The sequence below is a fragment of the Mesorhizobium sp. BAC0120 genome (assembly GCF_033542235.1).
In the GTDB taxonomy this organism is placed as follows: domain Bacteria; phylum Pseudomonadota; class Alphaproteobacteria; order Rhizobiales; family Rhizobiaceae; genus JAWRCU01.
This window is the reverse complement of the sequence record NZ_JAWRCU010000017.1, coordinates 78,962-96,966: the sequence shown is the minus strand read 5'-3', so window position 1 is coordinate 96,966 and position 18,005 is coordinate 78,962. Positions and strand designations below refer to the sequence as shown.

The 18,005-nt window shown below is 62.5% G+C and carries 17 protein-coding genes; 5 read left to right on the top strand and 12 right to left on the bottom strand.

Annotation, left to right across the window (positions count from 1 at the left end; all coding sequences use genetic code 11):
* The 5 genes from phnE (at position 1) to SAZ10_RS27680 (ending at position 4,431) form a co-directional block, all read left to right on the top strand.
* Positions 1 to 1,347 (top strand): phosphonate ABC transporter, permease protein PhnE, encoded by a 1,347-nt coding sequence (gene phnE / locus SAZ10_RS27700; protein ID WP_412535310.1) that lies wholly within the window; start codon positions 1 to 3, stop codon positions 1,345 to 1,347.
* A 97-nt stretch (positions 1,348 to 1,444) separates the two neighbouring features.
* Entirely contained in the window at positions 1,445 to 2,152 is a 708-nt protein-coding gene (locus tag SAZ10_RS27695; protein ID WP_318612663.1) for a DUF1045 domain-containing protein, read from the top strand.
* A gap of 1 nt (position 2,153) precedes the next feature.
* On the top strand, positions 2,154 to 3,293 hold the full coding sequence (locus SAZ10_RS27690) for an alpha-D-ribose 1-methylphosphonate 5-triphosphate diphosphatase (RefSeq protein WP_318612662.1): 1,140 nt from the start codon (positions 2,154 to 2,156) through the stop codon (positions 3,291 to 3,293).
* Positions 3,290 to 3,919 (top strand): phosphonate metabolism protein/1,5-bisphosphokinase (PRPP-forming) PhnN, encoded by a 630-nt coding sequence (phnN, locus tag SAZ10_RS27685; RefSeq protein ID WP_318612661.1) that lies wholly within the window; start codon positions 3,290 to 3,292, stop codon positions 3,917 to 3,919. Before SAZ10_RS27690 ends, phnN begins: the two co-directional genes overlap by 4 nt.
* 47 nt (positions 3,920 to 3,966) lie before the next feature.
* A complete protein-coding gene (locus tag SAZ10_RS27680; RefSeq protein WP_318612660.1) occupies positions 3,967 to 4,431 on the top strand; it encodes an SRPBCC family protein in 465 nt (154 codons plus the stop codon).
* 121 nt (positions 4,432 to 4,552) lie between these two features.
* On the opposite strand, the gene SAZ10_RS27675 is transcribed toward SAZ10_RS27680, so the two are convergent.
* The 12 genes from SAZ10_RS27675 to maiA form a co-directional block, all read right to left on the bottom strand.
* Positions 4,553 to 5,644, bottom strand: a complete 1,092-nt coding sequence (locus tag SAZ10_RS27675; protein WP_318612659.1) for a DUF1513 domain-containing protein — start codon at positions 5,642 to 5,644, stop codon at positions 4,553 to 4,555.
* A 2-nt stretch (positions 5,645 to 5,646) separates the two neighbouring features.
* A complete protein-coding gene (locus tag SAZ10_RS27670) occupies positions 5,647 to 6,720 on the bottom strand; it encodes an imelysin family protein (RefSeq protein WP_318612658.1) in 1,074 nt (357 codons plus the stop codon).
* Between the two features lie 2 nt (positions 6,721 to 6,722).
* A complete protein-coding gene (locus SAZ10_RS27665; protein ID WP_318612657.1) occupies positions 6,723 to 8,252 on the bottom strand; it encodes a di-heme oxidoredictase family protein in 1,530 nt (509 codons plus the stop codon).
* 258 nt (positions 8,253 to 8,510) lie between these two features.
* Entirely contained in the window at positions 8,511 to 8,996 is a 486-nt protein-coding gene (gene bfr, locus SAZ10_RS27660) for a bacterioferritin (protein ID WP_318612656.1), read from the bottom strand.
* Entirely contained in the window at positions 8,962 to 9,270 is a 309-nt protein-coding gene (locus SAZ10_RS27655) for a (2Fe-2S)-binding protein (protein WP_318612655.1), read from the bottom strand. The genes bfr and SAZ10_RS27655 overlap by 35 nt, the downstream gene beginning before the upstream one ends.
* 97 nt (positions 9,271 to 9,367) lie before the next feature.
* Complete coding sequence (locus SAZ10_RS27650) at positions 9,368 to 10,675, bottom strand: imelysin family protein (RefSeq protein ID WP_412535309.1); 1,308 nt, start codon at positions 10,673 to 10,675, stop codon at positions 9,368 to 9,370.
* A gap of 11 nt (positions 10,676 to 10,686) precedes the next feature.
* Positions 10,687 to 11,199: a hypothetical protein gene (locus SAZ10_RS27645; RefSeq protein WP_318612693.1), complete on the bottom strand. Its 513-nt coding sequence runs from the start codon at positions 11,197 to 11,199 to the stop codon at positions 10,687 to 10,689.
* 382 nt (positions 11,200 to 11,581) lie between these two features.
* Complete coding sequence (locus SAZ10_RS27640) at positions 11,582 to 13,210, bottom strand: ABC transporter ATP-binding protein (RefSeq protein WP_318612654.1); 1,629 nt, start codon at positions 13,208 to 13,210, stop codon at positions 11,582 to 11,584.
* The gene (locus SAZ10_RS27635; protein ID WP_318612653.1) at positions 13,211 to 14,341 is read right to left on the bottom strand and encodes an ABC transporter permease; all 1,131 of its coding nucleotides are present in this window, start codon (positions 14,339 to 14,341) and stop codon (positions 13,211 to 13,213) included. It lies immediately after the preceding gene.
* Positions 14,342 to 14,347: 6 nt separating this feature from the next.
* Positions 14,348 to 15,271 (bottom strand): ABC transporter permease subunit, encoded by a 924-nt coding sequence (locus SAZ10_RS27630; RefSeq protein ID WP_318612652.1) that lies wholly within the window; start codon positions 15,269 to 15,271, stop codon positions 14,348 to 14,350.
* 66 nt (positions 15,272 to 15,337) lie between these two features.
* On the bottom strand, positions 15,338 to 16,927 hold the full coding sequence (locus tag SAZ10_RS27625; protein WP_318612651.1) for a peptide ABC transporter substrate-binding protein: 1,590 nt from the start codon (positions 16,925 to 16,927) through the stop codon (positions 15,338 to 15,340).
* A 314-nt stretch (positions 16,928 to 17,241) separates the two neighbouring features.
* Positions 17,242 to 17,892, bottom strand: a complete 651-nt coding sequence (gene maiA / locus SAZ10_RS27620) for a maleylacetoacetate isomerase (RefSeq protein WP_318612650.1) — start codon at positions 17,890 to 17,892, stop codon at positions 17,242 to 17,244.
* Positions 17,893 to 18,005 lie beyond the last annotated feature (113 nt).

Sequence of the window (18,005 nt, the reverse complement as noted above, 5' to 3'; positions counted from 1 at the left end):
GTGTCTGCGATGACCGCAGCGGAGATGTCATCGATCGAGGGCCGCTATCCCCAGATATTCCAGCGGCCGTTGATCAAGCGCCAGGGACATTGGTTCCTGCTCGGCGGGATCGTTCTCTACCTCGCCTACGCCGTCTGGTTCTTCAACCTGCCGCAGATACTGAGCGATGCCCATTGGGAGCGCATGGGACTCTATCTGACCCAGTGGGTCAGCTATGACGTTCAGCCCGATTTCCGGCTGGACGCACCCGCGATCACGCCCAAATACCAGCGATTTTCGCCGCTCGGCGACAATCCGAGTCCTGATTGGGTAAAGATCAATCCCGACAGCAGCTTTACCGTGGAGATCGACGGTCCCGGCAAATCCGTCACCTTCAGCAAGACCGAGGCCACGGTGGTGGCCTTCGGCGAGACCGTGCCGGTCGCGCTCGCCAGCGGCAAGCCGGTGGTCGATGGTCCTGTTCCCGACTGGATCACCGCTCATGAAGATGAGGTCGTCGCGAAAATGGGCTTTGCGGGCGGGGTCCGCATCGCAGTCGATCGCATCAAGGTCACGAAACGCTTTTTCGGCTGGCCGAACTTCATCTTCGACACCAGGTCGCCCTTCTTCGGCAAATCGGCCGGCGAGGTGATCTCGCTGCTGATTTTCGGACCGGAGCTGAAGCCCGGGACATCCAATCGTGCGCTGGCGTTCGACAATTTCTGGAATAATTCCCAATGGCAGCATGGCGACGTCTGGACGAAGCTGCTGCAAACCATCGTGATGGCATTTCTCGGCACCCTGCTCGGTGCGCTCGTCGCCTTCCCCTTGTCCTTCTTCGCGGCTCGGAACATCACGCCGAGCAGGCTCATGAATCAGCTGCTCAAGCGGTTTTTCGATTTCATGCGTTCGGTCGACATGCTGATCTGGGCATTGTTCTTCACCCGCGCCTTCGGGCCGGGGCCATTGGCCGGAAGCGCAGCGATCTTCTTCACCGAGACCGGCACGCTGGGGAAAGTGTACTCGGAAGCCCTGGAGAATATCGACGACAAGCCGCGCGAGGGAATCAAATCGACTGGCGCCGGCGGGTTGCTGGTGCAACGCTATGGCGTGCTGCCGCAAGTCGTGCCTGTCTTCGTCGGCCAGACTCTCTATCAGTGGGAATCGAACACAAGGGGCGCGACGATCATCGGTGCCGTGGGTGCAGGCGGTATCGGCCTGAAGCTGTGGGAGGCGATGCGGACCAACTCCAACTGGGCCAACGTCTTCTACATGGTGCTTCTGATCCTTCTGGTCGTTTTCATATTCGATAACATTTCCAACGTGTTGCGACGCCGTTTGATCGGAACCAATCCTGCGGAACGGTGACGTTCAAGCAATGATCTGCTAGGCTCGGAAAACCAATCGGGCTTCGTCAATCTGTCATGCAAATCACCTAAGGCATCGGGCTTAAAGAAGGACGCCCATGCGCTACGCAATCTACTTCACGCCACCCAGGGAGAGCCCGCTGACGCGCCTTGCCGCCAGCTGGCTTGGACGGGATGCGTTCTCGGGCGCGGCGGTCGAGCCGCCGAAAACCGGGACGCTCGTCCCCGCCGAGATCGCCTTCCATTCGGCTGCCGCGCGCCGCTACGGATTTCACGCGACACTCAAGGCGCCGTTCCATCTGGCGGCCGGCGAGAGCGACTCTTCGCTCGCAGAGGCGTTGGCCGAATTCGCGGCCGGCGTCGAGCCGTTCTTCATTCCGCGCCTGGCTGTCGGCCAGCTCGACGGCTTCTTCGCGCTACTGCCTGCAGCCCCCGCCGCGGCGCTGAACCGCCTTGCCGATGACGTGGTGGTGGCCTTCGACCGCTTCCGTTCGCCGCTCAGCGAAGCGGACATCGAGCGCCGCAATCCCGACGCGTTGAGCGCTCAGCAATTCAGCAATCTTCACCGCTGGGGTTATCCTTACGTATTCGGCAGCTTTCGCTTCCACATGACGCTGACAGGTCGGGTGGCCGGTGCCGAGGCGGAACGCGTGCGCGCGGCGCTGGACGAGGTGTTCGGCCCCGTTCTCGTATCTCCTGTCCCGGTCGACGGCATCGCGCTCTTCGTCGAGCCCGAACCGGGCGCCCCTTTCACTATTCATTCCTATTCTCAATTCGCGCCGCAGCGCGAAAGAAAGTCCGCATGACATGACCACCGAGACTGTACTCAGCAATGCGCGAATCGTGCTGGCCGACGAGGTGCTCGACGGTTCGCTGCTCATTCGCGACGGTATCATTGCCGATGTCTCGCAAGGTGCTGCTCAAACCGGTGAGGATATGGGCGGCGACTACCTGATCCCGGGGCTCGTGGAGCTGCACACCGACCATCTAGAAGGTCACTATCTGCCGCGGCCGAAGGTGCGCTGGAACCCGCTTGCCGCCGTGCTTGCCCATGACGCGCAAATCTCGACTGCGGGCATCACCACCGTCTTCGACGCTTTGCGCGTCGGCCTCGACGAGGACGCGGAGTTGACCTCTGCCGAAATCCGCAAGCTAGGCGACGCGATCAAGGACGGCGTGACGAACGACCGTCTGCGCGCTGACCACTTCCTGCACTTGCGCTGCGAAGTTTCTGCGCCGGATTGCCTGGAGGCATTCAGCCTGTTCGAGGATGACGAGCGCGTAAAGCTGGCCTCGTTGATGGACCATTCGCCGGGCCAACGCCAGTTCGTCAATGTGGAGACCTACGCCTCCTATTATCAGCGCAAGATGAAGCTCACGGATGAGGACTTCAAGAAGTTCTGCGATCGCCGCATGGAAGAATCGCGGCGCTATTCGCCGACCAACCGCGCGGCGATCTCCGCTGCCTGCCAGGCACGCGGCATCGTGCTGGCGAGCCATGACGATGCCACCGTCGGCCATGTCGAAGAGGCGATAGCCCAAGGGATCCGTGTCGCCGAATTCCCGACGACGCATGAAGCGGCCAAGGCATCCCGCGAGGCGGGATTCGGCGTGCTCATGGGCGGCCCCAATGTGGTTCGGGGCGGATCGCATTCGGGCAATGTCTCGGCGCGCTCGCTGGCCGAGCAGGGGCTGCTCGACATTTTGTCGTCGGACTACATTCCCTTCAGCCTCATCCAGTCGGCCTTCTTCCTCGGTGAGGTGGTGGATGGCATCTCGCTGCCACGGGCGGTTGCGATGGTCTCGAAGAACCCGGCCGAGGCGGTGGGCTTGACCGACCGCGGCGTGATCACCCCCGGCCGCCGGGCCGATCTGGTGCGTGTCAGGGTCGACGAGCACATCCCGGTCGTACGCACGGTCTGGCGGGAAGGTCGCCGCGTCGCATGATGGTGTCGGCGTTGATAGAGCGCGAGCTGGCGAGCACCGGTTCGCCTATTCGCAACGGCGTGTTCGTCGCCGTCGTCGGTCCGAGCGGCGCCGGAAAGGACACTCTGATCGGCTATGCCCGTGAGGCCTTCGCCGGCAGCGAGGCTGTGGAGTTCGTGCGCCGCGTCATCACCCGGCCCTCCGATATTGCGAGCGAGGACCACGACAGCCTGGCCGACGAAGAGTTCGAGGAGGCCAGGAAGGCCGGTGCCTTTGCCGTGTCCTGGCCGGCACACGGGCTGCATTACGGGCTGCCGGTCAGCGTCGACCGGTCGATCGCCGACGGCCATGTCGCAGTCGCGAATATTTCGCGCGGCGCGATCCCGCTCATCAAGGCACGCTACGCGAATGTGGTGATCGTCGAAGTGACGGCGTCGCCTGAGATCCTGGCGCAGCGGCTTTCCGCGCGCGGCCGCGAATCACGCGGCGAGGTGCTTGCCCGGCTCGCCCGCAGCGCCGAACTCGGCACGTCGCTTCCCGGCGCGATAAGGATCGACAACAGCGGCAGCCGAGATGAGGCCGGCGAGCGTTTCGTCGCCGTATTGCGCAAGGCGATCGCATTCGCCGACGTCTCGGGGACGGTGTAGCCGACCGGCCAAACTGTATATGATGACGCCAAGGAGAGGACGGCGTCATGAAGTCTGGCAGAACCGATTCCGTTTCGAGGGTCATCAAGGCCTCGCCGCAGACCATCTACAAGGCATTTCTTGACCCCGAGGCGTGGGCCTCGTGGCTGCCTCCGGACGGCATGAGCGGCCATATCGACCGCTTCGACCCACGCGAGGGCGGCACCTATCGAATGGTGCTCACTTACGATGAAGCGGAACACACCGGCGGCAAGACTTCCGTGAACTCGGACGTCGTGGAGGGGCGCTTCATCGAACTGGTTCCCAATGAGAGGGTCGTGCATGTCGTGGAGTTCGAGTCCGACGATCCTGCCTTCTCGGGCGAGATGAAGATGATTTGGAGCCTGGCTGCAGCGCCCGGCGGCACAGAGGTGACCATGATTGCCGAGAACGTGCCGACCGGCATACGGCCGGAGGATCATGAGATGGGGATGAGCTCGACGCTCGCAAACCTCGCCGCATGTGTGGAGTGAAACTCGACCGGCAGGCGGCGAGATTGCGCAGGGGACAGTTTATTTTTTCCGCTTGCGTCAGCTCTGAAGCGCCGCCGCCCTACTGCGCAAAAAAGTAAACTGTCCCCGGCACTTCCTCACCTCACCCGATCCTAAGCAAGTGGTTGTCCCACGCATAGTCGTCGAAATGTGTCGGTTTGCCGTAGCTATCGACCACGTCGCCGCGGCCGGTCGAGGCGACGAAGCCGCAGCGCTCGGGCGCCAGGCCGCAGACTTCGACGAGCCCTGTCGACAAGACGACCTCTCCGCTTGCGGCATCGATCACCGCCACCGAATTTCCGGCCGGCGAGGAGACGCCAATCATGCCGGCATCACGATTGGCCTCGACCGCGCCTATATAGTTGCGCAGGCTGTTGAGAATTTCCGGCTCCATCTGAAGCAGCTCCACGGCGGCGCCGAGCCGGGCCTTGCCGACCAGCGGCGGCCGCTCGCTTGCCGGCCCCTTGTGCTGGCCACCGAACCATACCGCACCCGAGGCATCCTCGGCGAGATGATGGAGCGATAGCTGGTGCAGCTCCGGCGCAAGTCTGTGCTTCTCCCTGAGATCTCCGGTCTCGCGGTCGAGAAACACCAGGGACGGCTGCATCGTCGTTATGTTGAGCTCGGCGCGACCATAATCGGGATGCGTCTCGACGCCGCCATTGGCGACGGCCAGCGTGCGGCCGTCTGCGAGCAGCAGCACCTCATGCGGGTCCATCCCATGCGTCGGAAACTCGCCGACACGGCGAAAACCGTCGGCGGCGTCGTAGACGCCGATCATCCCGGCCGCATTTTCATAATCGTTCTCGGTCGCGTAGAGCAGCTTTCCGTCAGGCGAGAATGCACCATGGCCGAAGAAGTGGCGGCCAGGCTGGCTTGCGATCGTCAGCGGCTCTGTCTTGCCGGTGTGATCGAATACGACAGCAAAGGTGCCAGGCCGCCGCGCAAACACGACCGAGCGGCGCGCGATCGGGTCGAAGGTGACATCATGGCCGCGGTCGGGCAGATCGGTCGTGAACAATATCCGGCGATCTTCTGAGAGCACCGCAACGCCATAAGCGCCGTTCTTTTTCTGATACGCCGTGGCAAAAACGGCGTCGGCCTGCTCGATGGCGTAAAGCCGGCGCGGCGCGAGCGAGGCCGCGAAGGCCAGGCCCGCTGCCTTCATGAAATCGCGTCGATCGATCAGCTTCAAGGTCAGTCTCCGTCGAGCGAGGAGAATCCAGCCGTCAGCCCGTAAGCCTCGGAGAGGCGCTTGCCGAACAGGTCCGACAGGCTCGAAGTTACGATGGCGAAATAGACGAGCTTGCCGCGCTTCGTCTCGTCGGCGAGCACCGCATCGATTGGGCCCTCGGCACCCTTCGTGGCATTGACCGCATTCGAGAATTCGAAGCCGATGGATTCGGCGATCCAGCGCAAGTCCGGCGGGAGGTCGTTCCCGAGCCCCGATGCATCGAACAGCGCCTTCATGCCGGCAATATTGGCGCCAAGCGATCGTGCCGTGCCTTCGGAGCGCCAGTAGATCGCCTGCTTCGGCTTGTCCTGCCCGGCCGCATGGCCGAGGAAGGCGTTCAGCCGCACGTCCCGCACCAGCTCGAGCCCGTTGACGAACACCTCCAGCAGCTCGGTCACTGACTCCGTGCCGCTCTGGTAGAGCGGATTGCTCGGACCCGGATTGGCCCATTTTTTCGCGAAACCGTCAGGGACCGCCCATTCGGCATCGAGGTCGCCGGCAATCCCGGCGATATTGGCGGCAATCGCTGCGCCGTATCGGCAGCGATAAGGATCCCCGGCGGCGGCAAGTGCATCCGAATCCGTGCCGAAAAGCACGAATTCCAGTGCTCCGAACCCTTGCACGGCAACACTCTTTTCGGCGAGCTGCTCAGGATCGGCAGCGGCTGCATCCTTGTTGGCCAGGGTTGCCTGTACCTGCTTCAGGCCGATGCCCTTGCGATCCGGCCAGAACAGGAGCCGCTCCAGCCGATTCTCTTCCGTCACCGGACCGAAACGTATGATCTCGGCGTAAGACCAGGCCTCGGTTGCACCTTTGAACGCCTGCCGTGCTGCTTCGAGCTTTTCCGAAGACGGCTCCACGCACAGAGCATCCATCGCGTCGTCGAGCGCCCCAGCGCTGTTTGCGAAGCCGGAATAAGCAGACCGGATGAAGCCGTTGATCGCCGCGTTGACGATTGCCGTCGCCTTTTCGTTGGCCAGCGCGTGATCGGCTGAGCCGAAGCAAAGGACGAGCAGGAAGAGTGCCAGCTTTCTCATGATCAGAGCGATTCCAGGAATTTGATCAGCGCATCGCGATCCTGCCTCGCGAGCGCGGCGAAGGCGTCGCGCGACCTCCCAGCCTCTCCCCCGTGCCAGAGGATCGCCTCGCTGAGATTGCGCGCGCGGCCGTCATGCAGGAAGAAGGTATGGCCGTTGACGGTCTTGGTAAGCCCGATGCCCCACAGCGGCGGGGTGCGCCATTCGTTGCCGGTCGCCTCTCCGACCTGCTGGCCGTCGGCCAGTCCGTCGCCCATGTCGTGCAGCAGGAAGTCGGAATAGGGCCAGATGAGCTGGAAAGACTGCGCCTTGTTGGGCGCGTTGCGTCGCGTCACGAATTTCGGCGTGTGGCAGGAGGCGCAGCCGCTCTGGTAGAAAAGCTGCTTGCCGTGCAGCACTTCCTTGTCGTCCATGTCGCGACGGGCCGGCACGGCGAGGTTCTGCGAATAGAAGGTAACGAGGTCCATGATCGGGTCCGGCGCCTCGACGGGCCCGAGCCGATCCTGCACGCCATTCGGCATGGCAAGGCAGGCGGCCTCGGCATCGGTGCATTCGCCTGAGTGTTTCGGAACTTCCGGCGTGGAGATGCCGATATCGCCATTGAAGGCAGTCGCGGTCTGCTCGCGGATCGTCGGCGTCTGCGCCTTCCAGCCGAAGCGGCCGAGCGTCAGTTCGCCGCTCTTGCCGTCGCGCACGATCTGAGGCTTGCCGGAAATCCCATCGCCGTCACTGTCGTCCGGATCGGCATGGGCGAGGATGTCGGCCGGATGGATCTGCTCGATAAGGCCGAGGCCGATCATCGGGGGCGTCACCCGAGGTGAGAGCGTGGTGCGCGGATCGAGCGGACCGTAACCGAGGCCGGTCACCGAATAGCCCGGCTTGCGCAGCGAGACGACGGTGCCGTCGCCGAGCGTCACCGGGACTTCCTGATAGCTGATGGCCATCCTGCCTTCGCCCGCGAGCCCCGGCACGGCCAGCTCCTGCAACTGCGTGCCGTACACCGGGTCGGGGAAATTCAGCGCATTGTGGTCGGCAACGGCCGCCTTCTCCTCCTCGGTCTCGGCCGCACGCGCCAGGCGCAGGAACATGGAAGTCGAGTCGCCCGCTCCTTCCGGCGGATGGCCGCGGCCATCCTTCAAGTGGCAGTTCTGGCACGCGCGTGCATTGAACAGCGGCCCGAGGCCATCGGAGGCCTGGGTCGACGACGGGGCCGAGACCCAGACCTTCCTGAAGATGCCGTTGCCGAGCTTGAAGGTCGACTCCTCTTCGAAGGTGATATTCGCGGAGGATTGCGAAAAGGAATCCTGGTTCACCCGCTTGCGCGAAGTGCCCGCCCCGCCCTGCATCAGCTCGAACTGTTCCGGCTTCGAAAAATCGGTCGTCGGCTTTGTGATGGCGATGACGCGAGCGAGGTCCTTCTCGGAGAGATCGTCGCGCGTGGTTGCGAGGCCGGGCGGTATGTCGCCCGCGAGAGCGATAGCAGAAACAAATGCGGCTGAGCCTGCGAGCAGCCCACCGAACAGGCTTGTCAAGCGGGGGCGCTGTTTGATTCGAGAGAAGGGGCCGGCGTCGCGGCAGTCGTTCTTCTCCCCGTTCCGAGCTTGTCGAGGAAACGAGGGAGGATGCCGTCCTTCGACAGGCTCAGGAGCAGATGAGGGGCGGCGCAAACTTTCCCAGGTTGGGTGCTGCCCCTCATCCGACCCTTCGGGCCACCTTCTCCCCGTAAACGGGGAGAAGGAAACTGCAACGCGGCGCAGTCTGCCGATTATGCGCCGCATGCGTGCATCGTCCTATTCGACCTCGTTCGCGGGATCCGCGTTGAGCTGGCCGTATTTCTTGTCGCCAATGGCATTGAACAGGTCGAGCTGCGTCTCGAGGAAATCGATATGTCCTTCCTCGTCCTTCAGGAGGTCCTCGAACAGCTCCATCGTCACGTAGTCACCAAGCTCATGACAGATCTCGCGCGACTTCTTGTAGGAAGTGCGGGCGTCATATTCGCCGGCGAGATCGGATTCCAGGACTTCCTTCACGTTCTGACCGATCCTGAGCGGGGCGAGCGTCTGCAGGTTCGGATGCCCTTCGAGGAAGATGATGCGGGCGATGATCTTGTCCGCATGATGCATTTCCTCGATCGATTCCGCGCGTTCCTTCCTGGCGAGCTTCGTGTAGCCCCAGTCCTCCAGCAGCCTGTAATGCAGCCAGTACTGATTCACTGCGCCGAGCTCCAGGAACAGCGCTTCATTAAGCCGCTCGATGACCTTTGCTTCGCCTTTCATTGAACCTGCTCCCGAATTTGACGCGCAGTTCCCTGACGCGATCGAGGTGTGAAACGATATCGGCATGCACTTCGGCACGGGAGTGGTATGCTTCCGTGACGCGAATGATCGTTTCCACCACATTCGGGAAGCAGCCGCAACAACGCCCGCGCTTGTTCATGCGATGATAGACCTTAGCAGGCACGATCAATTGCCAGGCGTCCTCATCGAGCATTTCGATGATCGTTCGTTCGATCTCCTTCTCGGTCATGACGTTGCAGTGGCAGATCAGCATGCTTCACTCGACTGGGCTGACGGCGCCGCCCTGGACGCCGGCTGGCAATTGTCTCTGTCCTATCGGACGTTGGGACGCGCCTTTCCTAAGTCCCCGCTTATTGGAACACCTTGTCCGGCGAATCGAGGCTGTCCGAGCCTTCGAAGGCGATCGCGTCGAGCTTGAGCGCCGAGACGGCGCGTTCGATCGACTTTGTCTGATCGATGAGCGCGTCGATCGCGGCCTGCACGGTGGCGTTGCCTTCGGCATTGCCCTCGCCGATCTGCTGGTCATAAGCCTCGCCCGCCTCGACGCGCTTCTTGATCGCTTTCATCTTCTCGACCGTCGCGTCGAGCTTGGCGGAGAGCTCGGCGTCGATTGCAGGATCGGCCGCCTTCACCAGGTCCGAGACGGACGGACCATCCATTACGGTGCCGTCGAGGCGCTTATAGTGGCCGTGATAGGCGTCGCGGATGCCGATCGCGTCGTTGAGATGCGAGTTGTGGGTGTTGTCGGAAAAGCAGTCGTGCTCCTCCTCGGGGTCGTGCAGCAGCAGGCCGAGCTTCATGCGCTCGCCGGCAAGCTCGCCGTAGGAGAGCGAACCCATGCCGGTGAGGATCGTCGACAGTCCGGCATTCGCCTCGCCCTGCATAAGCGCCTCGCGCGCCGCGCCATCCGCCTTCCAGTTTCCGACCATCTCCTCGAGATCGGAGACCAGAAGGTCGGCAGCAGCCTTCAGATATTGGGCACGGCGGTCGCAATGGCCGCCGGTGCAGTTCGCGGTGTCATAATCGGTATAGGGCCGCTCGCCGGCGCCCGGTCCGCTGCCATGCAGGTCCTGCCCCCACAGCAGGAACTCGATCGCGTGATAGCCGGTCGCGACGTTGGCCTCGATGTCCCCGGCCTCCTGCAGCGTCTTCGACAACAGCTCCGGCGTGATGTTCGAAGTGTCGACCTTTTGCCCGTTGATCTCGATCGAGGTGTTGGCGATCACATTCGCCGTATACAGCGGGTTCTCGTCGGACTCGGCGCCGTATTTGCCGGCGTCGACATAGTCGATCAGCCCCTCGTCCAGCGGCCAGGAGTTCACGCGACCTTCCCAGTCGTCGACGATCGCATTGCCAAAGCGGTAAACCTCGGTCTGCTGATAGGGCTGCCGCGCCGCCTTCCAGGCCGCGCGCGCCGCATTCAGCGTGTCGGCCGAGGGCTTCGCGATGAGCGCGTCGACGGCCTGGTCGAGGAGCTTGGCGCTCGCCAGCGAGTCCCCGTATTTGGCGAGCGCGATGTCGGCATAATTCGCGATCACCGCCTTCGGATCCGTGTCGGCTCTCGCCGGCAGCACGAAGATCGCCGCCGTCAGCGCAGTGGAAGCGGCGATTGCGGCGAGCCGTCCCGAAAGCCGTACACGGCTCATTATCTTCGTCATGACCCATCTCCTCAATGAATTGTGGCGCGCCCGACAGCCGAGCGCGAGAGAACGTCCTCGATCGCGCCCTGCGGGATCGGCAGCAAATAGTGGCGCGCCGCTGCGAGCGCGTCGGCGAAGAAAACGGCAGCCTCCGCAACATCGGCCGAAACGGCCGGGCAGGCGATCGCAGAAAGACAAATCCTGGCAGCACCTTCGTCGTCATGCTGCAGGGCTGCAATCAGTCCGAGAGCAAGGCATTCGTCGCGGCAGACATGGTGCGCATTAAAGGGGAAGCTCCGCAGCGGACAGGCGGCGCAACGCCGCAGCGTGCGTACGAAATGGGAGAGCTCGACAACCAGCCGGCGGCCCTGGACGCGACCGAGCAGTTCCTCATAGAGCGCCTGCGTCATCTCCCACGGCGTCACCGAGCCGGTCTCGAAACCGGCGAGCCAGCCGCGATAGCCTTCCAGCACCAGCCTCTCGGGCGGACGCTCGAAATAGCAACCGGCATGCTCCATGGGATCGAACTGGCCGGGCCGCATCAGATTGACGCCCCAACGTCCCATCCAGCGGCGGCGCGGCTCACCGAAAGCCGGCGATATCGTGCAAAAGCCGCGCTCATGCGCGGCCTGGAAAAGGCAAACACGGTGCACTCCAATCGAAAGGGTTCAAGGCCCTGACATCAAAGGCTATAGCGGCATAAAGCCGGGAGGGGGCTGGAAAGTCAAATGGAATCTCAGCAAAAGCGTTTAAAATCAATAATTTAGAATAATTCTAAACTAGAAAAGTCAACTTATGGCGGCATAGGTACGCGGTGCCAGAGCCTCCTGCTTGCAGGTCGGCGCCGCCCTCACCCTCACCCTCTCCCGTAAAAGACGGGGAGAGGGTAAGGGTGAGGGGCGGCGCCAGCGCCCGGCGAGTTGACTAAACCGCCCGCAGCTTCCTCTGCCCGAACTTCGTGGTGTCGATCGCCGCAGCCATCAGCGCCTTGGTGTATTCCTCGCGCGGGTGATCGAAGATCTCGTCGGTTGGACCTTCCTCGACGATCTGCCCCGACTTCATGACGATGATGTAGTCGGCCATCGCGCGCACGACCGCGAGATCGTGGCTGATAAAGAGATATGAGAGATCGTGCGAACGCTGCAGCGAGCGCAGAAGCTCGACGATCTGCTTCTGCACGGAGCGGTCGAGCGCCGAAGTCGGCTCGTCGAGCACCACGACCTTCGGCTTCAGGATCATCGCCCGCGCAATGGCGATCCGCTGGCGCTGCCCACCCGAGAACTCGTGCGGGTAGCGGTTGCGCATGGCCGGATCGAGTCCGACCTCCTTCAGCGCCTCGACCGCACGTCGGTCGCGCTCTTTGCCTGAGAGCGACGGCTCGTGCACGAGCAGTCCCTCGGTGACGATCTGGCCGACCGTCATGCGCGGCGAAAGTGAGCCGAACGGGTCCTGGAAGACAACCTGCAATTCGCGCCTGAGCGGCTTCATCCTTGCGCGATCGGCGCCGGAAATGTCTGTCGTCTCGAACCTGATCCTGCCCTCGCTCGGCAGAAGCCTCAGCAGCGCGCGGCCGAGCGTAGACTTGCCCGAGCCCGACTCGCCGACGATGCCGATCGTCTGGCCCTTGCGGAGCGTCAAGCAGACGCGGTCGACAGCGCGGATGACTATCGGCTGCCCCCCGAACATGCCGCCGCCGATATTGAAGATCACCTCGACGTTGCGGCCGTCGAGCAGGACCGGCGCGCCCTGTAAGGGCGGCGCCTTGCGGCCGGTCGGCTCGGCCGCGAGCAGCATGCGCGTATAGGGGTGCTGCGCCGCCGTGAATATCTTTTCGGTAGCGCCCTCCTCCACCACAAGTCCGGATTGCATGACATAGACGCGGTCGGCGAAGCGCCGCACGATGCCGAGATCGTGGGTGATGAAGACGATCGCCATGCCGAGCCTCTCCTGCAGCTCGGAAAGGAGATCGAGGATCTGCTTCTGGATCGTCACATCGAGCGCAGTGGTCGGCTCGTCGGCGATCAGTATGTCGGGGTCGTTGGCAAGCGCCATCGCGATCATGATGCGCTGGCGCTGCCCGCCCGAAAGCTCATGCGGGTAGGATTTCAAGCGCCGCTCTGGATGCGGGATCTTCACCAGCTCCAAGAGCCGCACCGCCTCCTTCCGGGCTTCGGCGGCGCCCAGACCGCGATGCTTGCGGATCGGTTCGACGAGTTGGCTGCCGATCGTGTAGAGCGGGTCGAGCGAGGTCATCGGCTCCTGAAAGATCATGCTGATCTTGCGGCCCCGAATGCCGTTCATCTCGGACTTGCCGAGCGTCAGCAGGTTCTTGCCGCGATAATCGACATGACCGGCCGCCTCGCCATTGGAGGCAAGCAGCCGCATCGCTGCCATCATGGTCTGGCTCTTGCCGGAGCCCGATTCGCCGACGATCGCCACCGTCTCGCCGGCATCGACGTGAAGGCTGATCCCCTTCACCGCATCGACGATGCCGTCCAGCGTTCGAAAGCGGACGCGAAGCTCTGTTACCGTCAGAATAGGATCGCCGGCCATCTAACGGTCCTTCGGGTCGAGCGCATCGCGCAGCCCGTCGCCGATGAAATTCAGCGCGAACAGCGTCGAGACAAGGAAGACAGCGGGAAAGAAGAGCAGCCAGTTGGCGGAGCCGATGTTCTTGGCGCCGGCCGAGATCAGCACACCCCAGCTCGTCATCGGCTCCTGGACGCCGAGCCCAAGGAAAGAGAGGAAGCTCTCCAGGATGATTACCTGCGGGACCAAGAGCGTCATGTAGATGACCACCGGGCCGAGAAGGTTCGGGATGATGTGGCGGAGCAGGATGCCGCGCGGCGAGACGCCCAGCGCTTCGGCCGCCGAGACATATTCCTGCCGGCGGATCGACAGCGCCTGCCCTCGCACGATACGGGCCATGTCGAGCCACTGGACCGCACCGACGGCGAGGAACATCAGGACGAAATTGCGCCCGAAGAAGACCACCAGCATGATGACGAAGAAGATGAAGGGCAGTGAATATAGAATGTCGACGATGCGCATCATCACCTCGTCGACCTTGCCCCCCAGGAAGCCCGCGGTCGCGCCGTACGCGACGCCGATCGCGACGGCGACGATGCCGGCCAGGAGCCCGATCGCCAGCGAAACGCGGCCCGCCATCAGCGTGCGCGACAGGAGATCACGCCCGATATTGTCGGTGCCAAACAGGAAATATTGCTGCTTGACGGACGCACTCATTACCATGCGCATGCCGTCCGGCGACGTCTCCTCTATCTTGGCGTCGTCGAAGGCGTCGGATCGCTCGAGATAGCGCAGGTTGCGATCGTCGATCTTCTTCGAGGACGTGAGCGTGACATAGACGCGGCTCTCCTCCTGATGCCATTCGGCGAGGTCGAGACGCATGCGCTTGACCACCTCGTTGAGTGCGGTCTCGATCATCTCCTTCTGGGGATAGGGCGAGAGGCTAGGCGGCGTGCGCACGTAATCGGAATAGATCGTCGTGAACTGATGCGGCACGAACCACGGCCCGACGATGCAGACGATTGCCATCAGAGCGAGATAAAAAATGCTCGCCATGGCCGCGCGGTTGGCCTTGAGGCGGGCCCAGGCATCGCCCCAGAGCGAACGACCGACCGTCGCTTCCTCGAGCATGGTGGTGGCGGTGAGGTCAGTCATAACGCATCAATCATAACGGACACGGGGATCGACAACGGCGTAGAGGATGTCGACGATGAGGTTGAAGACGATCGTGAAGATCGCGATGACGACGACCGTTCCCATCACCAGCGTGTAGTCGCGGTTGAGCGCGGCATCGACGAAGTAACGGCCCACCCCCGGGATAGCGAAGATCGTCTCAACGATGACCGAGCCGGTGAGCAGCGCCGCCGCCGCCGGACCCGCATAGGAGATGATCGGTAGGATCGCCCCGCGCAGCGCGTGCCGGACGACGACCGACCAGTCGGATAGGCCGAGCGCGCGCGCTGTGCGGATGTGATGACTGCGCAGCGATTCGATCATGGAGCCGCGCATGAGACGCGCGACGATCGCGATCTGCGGCAGAGACAGCGTCAACACGGGCCCGATCTTGTTAACCAGCGCACCGTCGCCCCAGCCGCCGATCGGCAGAAGCATCCAGGTCAGTCCGAAGAAAAGCTGGATGATAGGCGCAATCACGAAGGTCGGGATCGTGCTGCCGGCCGTGGCCGTGGCTATCACCAGATAGTCGCCGAGCTTGTTCTGATTGAGCGCGGCGACGATGCCGAGCACCCCACCCACGAACAGCGCAAGGATCAGCGCCGAGGCGCCGAGCTGTACCGAGACCGGCAGGCCCTTGGCGAAGAGCTCGCCGACCGTGAAGTCCGGCAGATTATAGCTCGGGCCGAAATTGCCGTGCAACAGATTGCTGAGATAGTGCAGATATTGCCGCCAGAGCGGGTCATCGAGACCATAGGCACGTTCCAGGTTGGCCTTCACCTCAGGCGCAAGGCCGCGCTCCTGGTTGAACGGGCCGCCAGGAGCGACGCGTATCAGGAAGAACGCCAGCGTAACGATCACGAAAAGCGTCGGAATGGCGGTGAAGAACCGCTTTATCACATAGGTCAGCATGTCGGCCGGGCCCTCATGAGCACACTCGCCCGCCGTCCTTCAGAGGACGGCGGGCGAGCAGGAAGCCTAGTCCTTGCTCATGAAGCGCGACGGATGGACATCCATGACATTGTCGTCAAAGCCATGCAGCTTGGGCGAGACGATGTTGTGGAAGCTGTAGTAGAGCAGCGGAATGTTTCCGAGGTCGTCGACCAGCACGCGTTCGGCTGCGGCGAGATCCTTCATCCGCTCCTCCGGCTTGCCGCCATCGGCGGCCGCCTTGTCCATCAGTTCTTCGAATTTCGGGCTGTTGTAGTTGGAATAGTTGTTGCCCGAGGCCTTGCGGGTGATGCCGAGGAAGGTTTCCGGATCCTTGTAGTCGGCAATCCAAGCGGCGCGAGCGACGTCGTAATTGCCCTTCTGCTCTAGGAAGCCGTAATGCGTCTTGGTGTCTGTGTTGAGCAGCGTCACCTCGACACCGAGCGGCTTGAGCTGTTCCTGAATGGCGACCGCCGTGTTCTTGTGGTTCTCAGACGTGTTGTAGCGGATTTCCATCTTCAGCGGATGCTCGGGCGTATAGCCGAGCTCCTCCAGGATCTTCCTGGCCTCGTCCTCGCGGTCAATCTGCGACATGTTGGCATAATCGGCCTCCGCCGGCGTGTAACCCTGGATGCCGGGCGGCACCATCGAATAGCCGGGAAGCATTGAATTCTGCCAGACCTTCTCGGCGATGAAGTCGCGGTCGATCGCCATGGAGATGGCGCGACGCAGCTTCGGGTTCGACCACGGCTCCTTGTCTGTCTTGATGGCGTAGTAATAGGTGCCGAGATACGGCCCGACGCGGACCTTGTCGCCGAACTTGGCCTTGAGGTCGGCGAGCTGCTCGGTGGGCAGATCGTCATAGCTGTCGAACTCGCCTGCCTCGAAGCGCTTCATCGCCGAGGAGCGGTCCTCGGTCGGAATAAAGTTTACGACGTCGATCTTTACATTGGCGGCGTCGTGGAACTTCGGGTTCTTGACCATCTTGAGATGATCGTTCGGGACCCATTCGGCGAGCGTGTAGGCGCCGTTGGAGACGAGATTGCCTGGCTTGATCCAGTCCGCGCCAAGCTTATCGATGGAAGCCTTGTTGACCGGGTAGGCCGACTGGTGCGTCAGCATTTCGAGGAAGTACGGGGTCGGCGCATTGAGGGTGACCTCCAGCGTCTTCTCGTCCACCGCCTTGACGCCCATATCTTCGGGTTTGCCCTTGCCGGTATTCACGGCTTCGGCGCCCTTGATCACGTAAAGCATCGAAGCATATTCGGCGCCAGTCGCCGGGTCCTCGAGACGCCGGAGAGAATAGGCAAAGTCTTCGGCCGTCACCGGGCTGCCGTCCGACCACACGGCGTCCTTGCGCAGCTTGAACGTGTAGATCTTGCCATCGTCGGAAACGGTCCAGCTTTCAGCGGCGCCGGGGATCAGATTGGCATTCTGGTCCTGCATGACGAGGCCTTCGAACAAGTCGCGCAGGACATGCGCCTCGTAGACGGTCGAGGTCTTGTGCGGGTCGACCGACTCCGGTTCCGCGGAACTGCCGCGATTGTAGACGACCTCGGCGAAGGCCGGGACGGTGAATGCTCCTCCCGCCATCAGCAGGCTTGACGCCAGCAGAGTGGCGCTCAGCAGTTTCTTCATTTTGCGTTCTCCTCTTTATCTCTAGCTTTGGACGCAAAAACCCTCTGCTCCGCAAGGCGAAACAGCGGATCTTATAGCATCGGGCTGCGTGACGCAGGGGCAGAAAACCGGTTTTTCACCGAGGATTCGCGGCATTTGGCCGATGCACTCCCTGTAGGCGGCCGCTTTCGGCCGTCCTCCATTTCCCGACAATGCCACAAAACCGAGCGTTGTTAAGCAGTTATTCGCGGCTAAGTGGTGACGCGGGGGAATATGCTTGTTGATCAGTACGCTAAATTCGGTTCGGCTCGCTGCCGCGACATAAACCAATTCTTCTACTCTGCGTCAGGTTGCTTCTCGGGCGCAGCATTTGCGAAAGCGGGCTCGGCTGCACAGACTTCGAAGATACGCCTGATGGTCGGGTAAGGTATCATATCGAAGTCGAAGCGACGGTTGTTGATCACTTGTGCAAAAAGGCATGCATCGGCCATGCTCGGGCGGCTGCCGTGGCAGAATGTGCCGGTCGCCGGATCGCCAGCCAGCATCTCCTCCAGGGGCACGAAGGTTTCCGCCACCCAATGCCGGAACCAGTCGCCCACCATCGCGTCGTCGGCGCCGAAGCGAGCGCGCAGCACATTGAGCACGCGCAGGTTGTTCAAGGGGTGGATCTCACAGGCAATCGCCTGCGAGATGGCCCTCACCCGCGCCCGCGCTGTCGCCTCGGCCGGCAGCAGCGGCGGCTCGGGACAGACCTCGTCGAGATATTCGATGATCGCGAGCGACTGCGTCAGCACCGTCCCGCCCTCGATCTCGAGCGAGGGTACGAGCATCTGGCGGTTCACCGCACGGTAAGCTTCGCCGCGATGTTCGCCGAGCCTGAGATGATGCGCGACATAGGCATAGTCGAGGCCCTTCAGGTTGAGCGCGACGCGCACCCTGATCGAAGTCGAGCTGCGGAAGTAATTGTGCAGGACAAGCGGGCCCATGCGTTCCTCCGGGCTGCATGTCTGCCACGGACTGTCAAACAGCGAAAGGCCTGACAGCAGCCTCCGGCGAGGAGTCTCCCGCCGGCTTGTACTTTCCTGGCTCGTCGCCAACA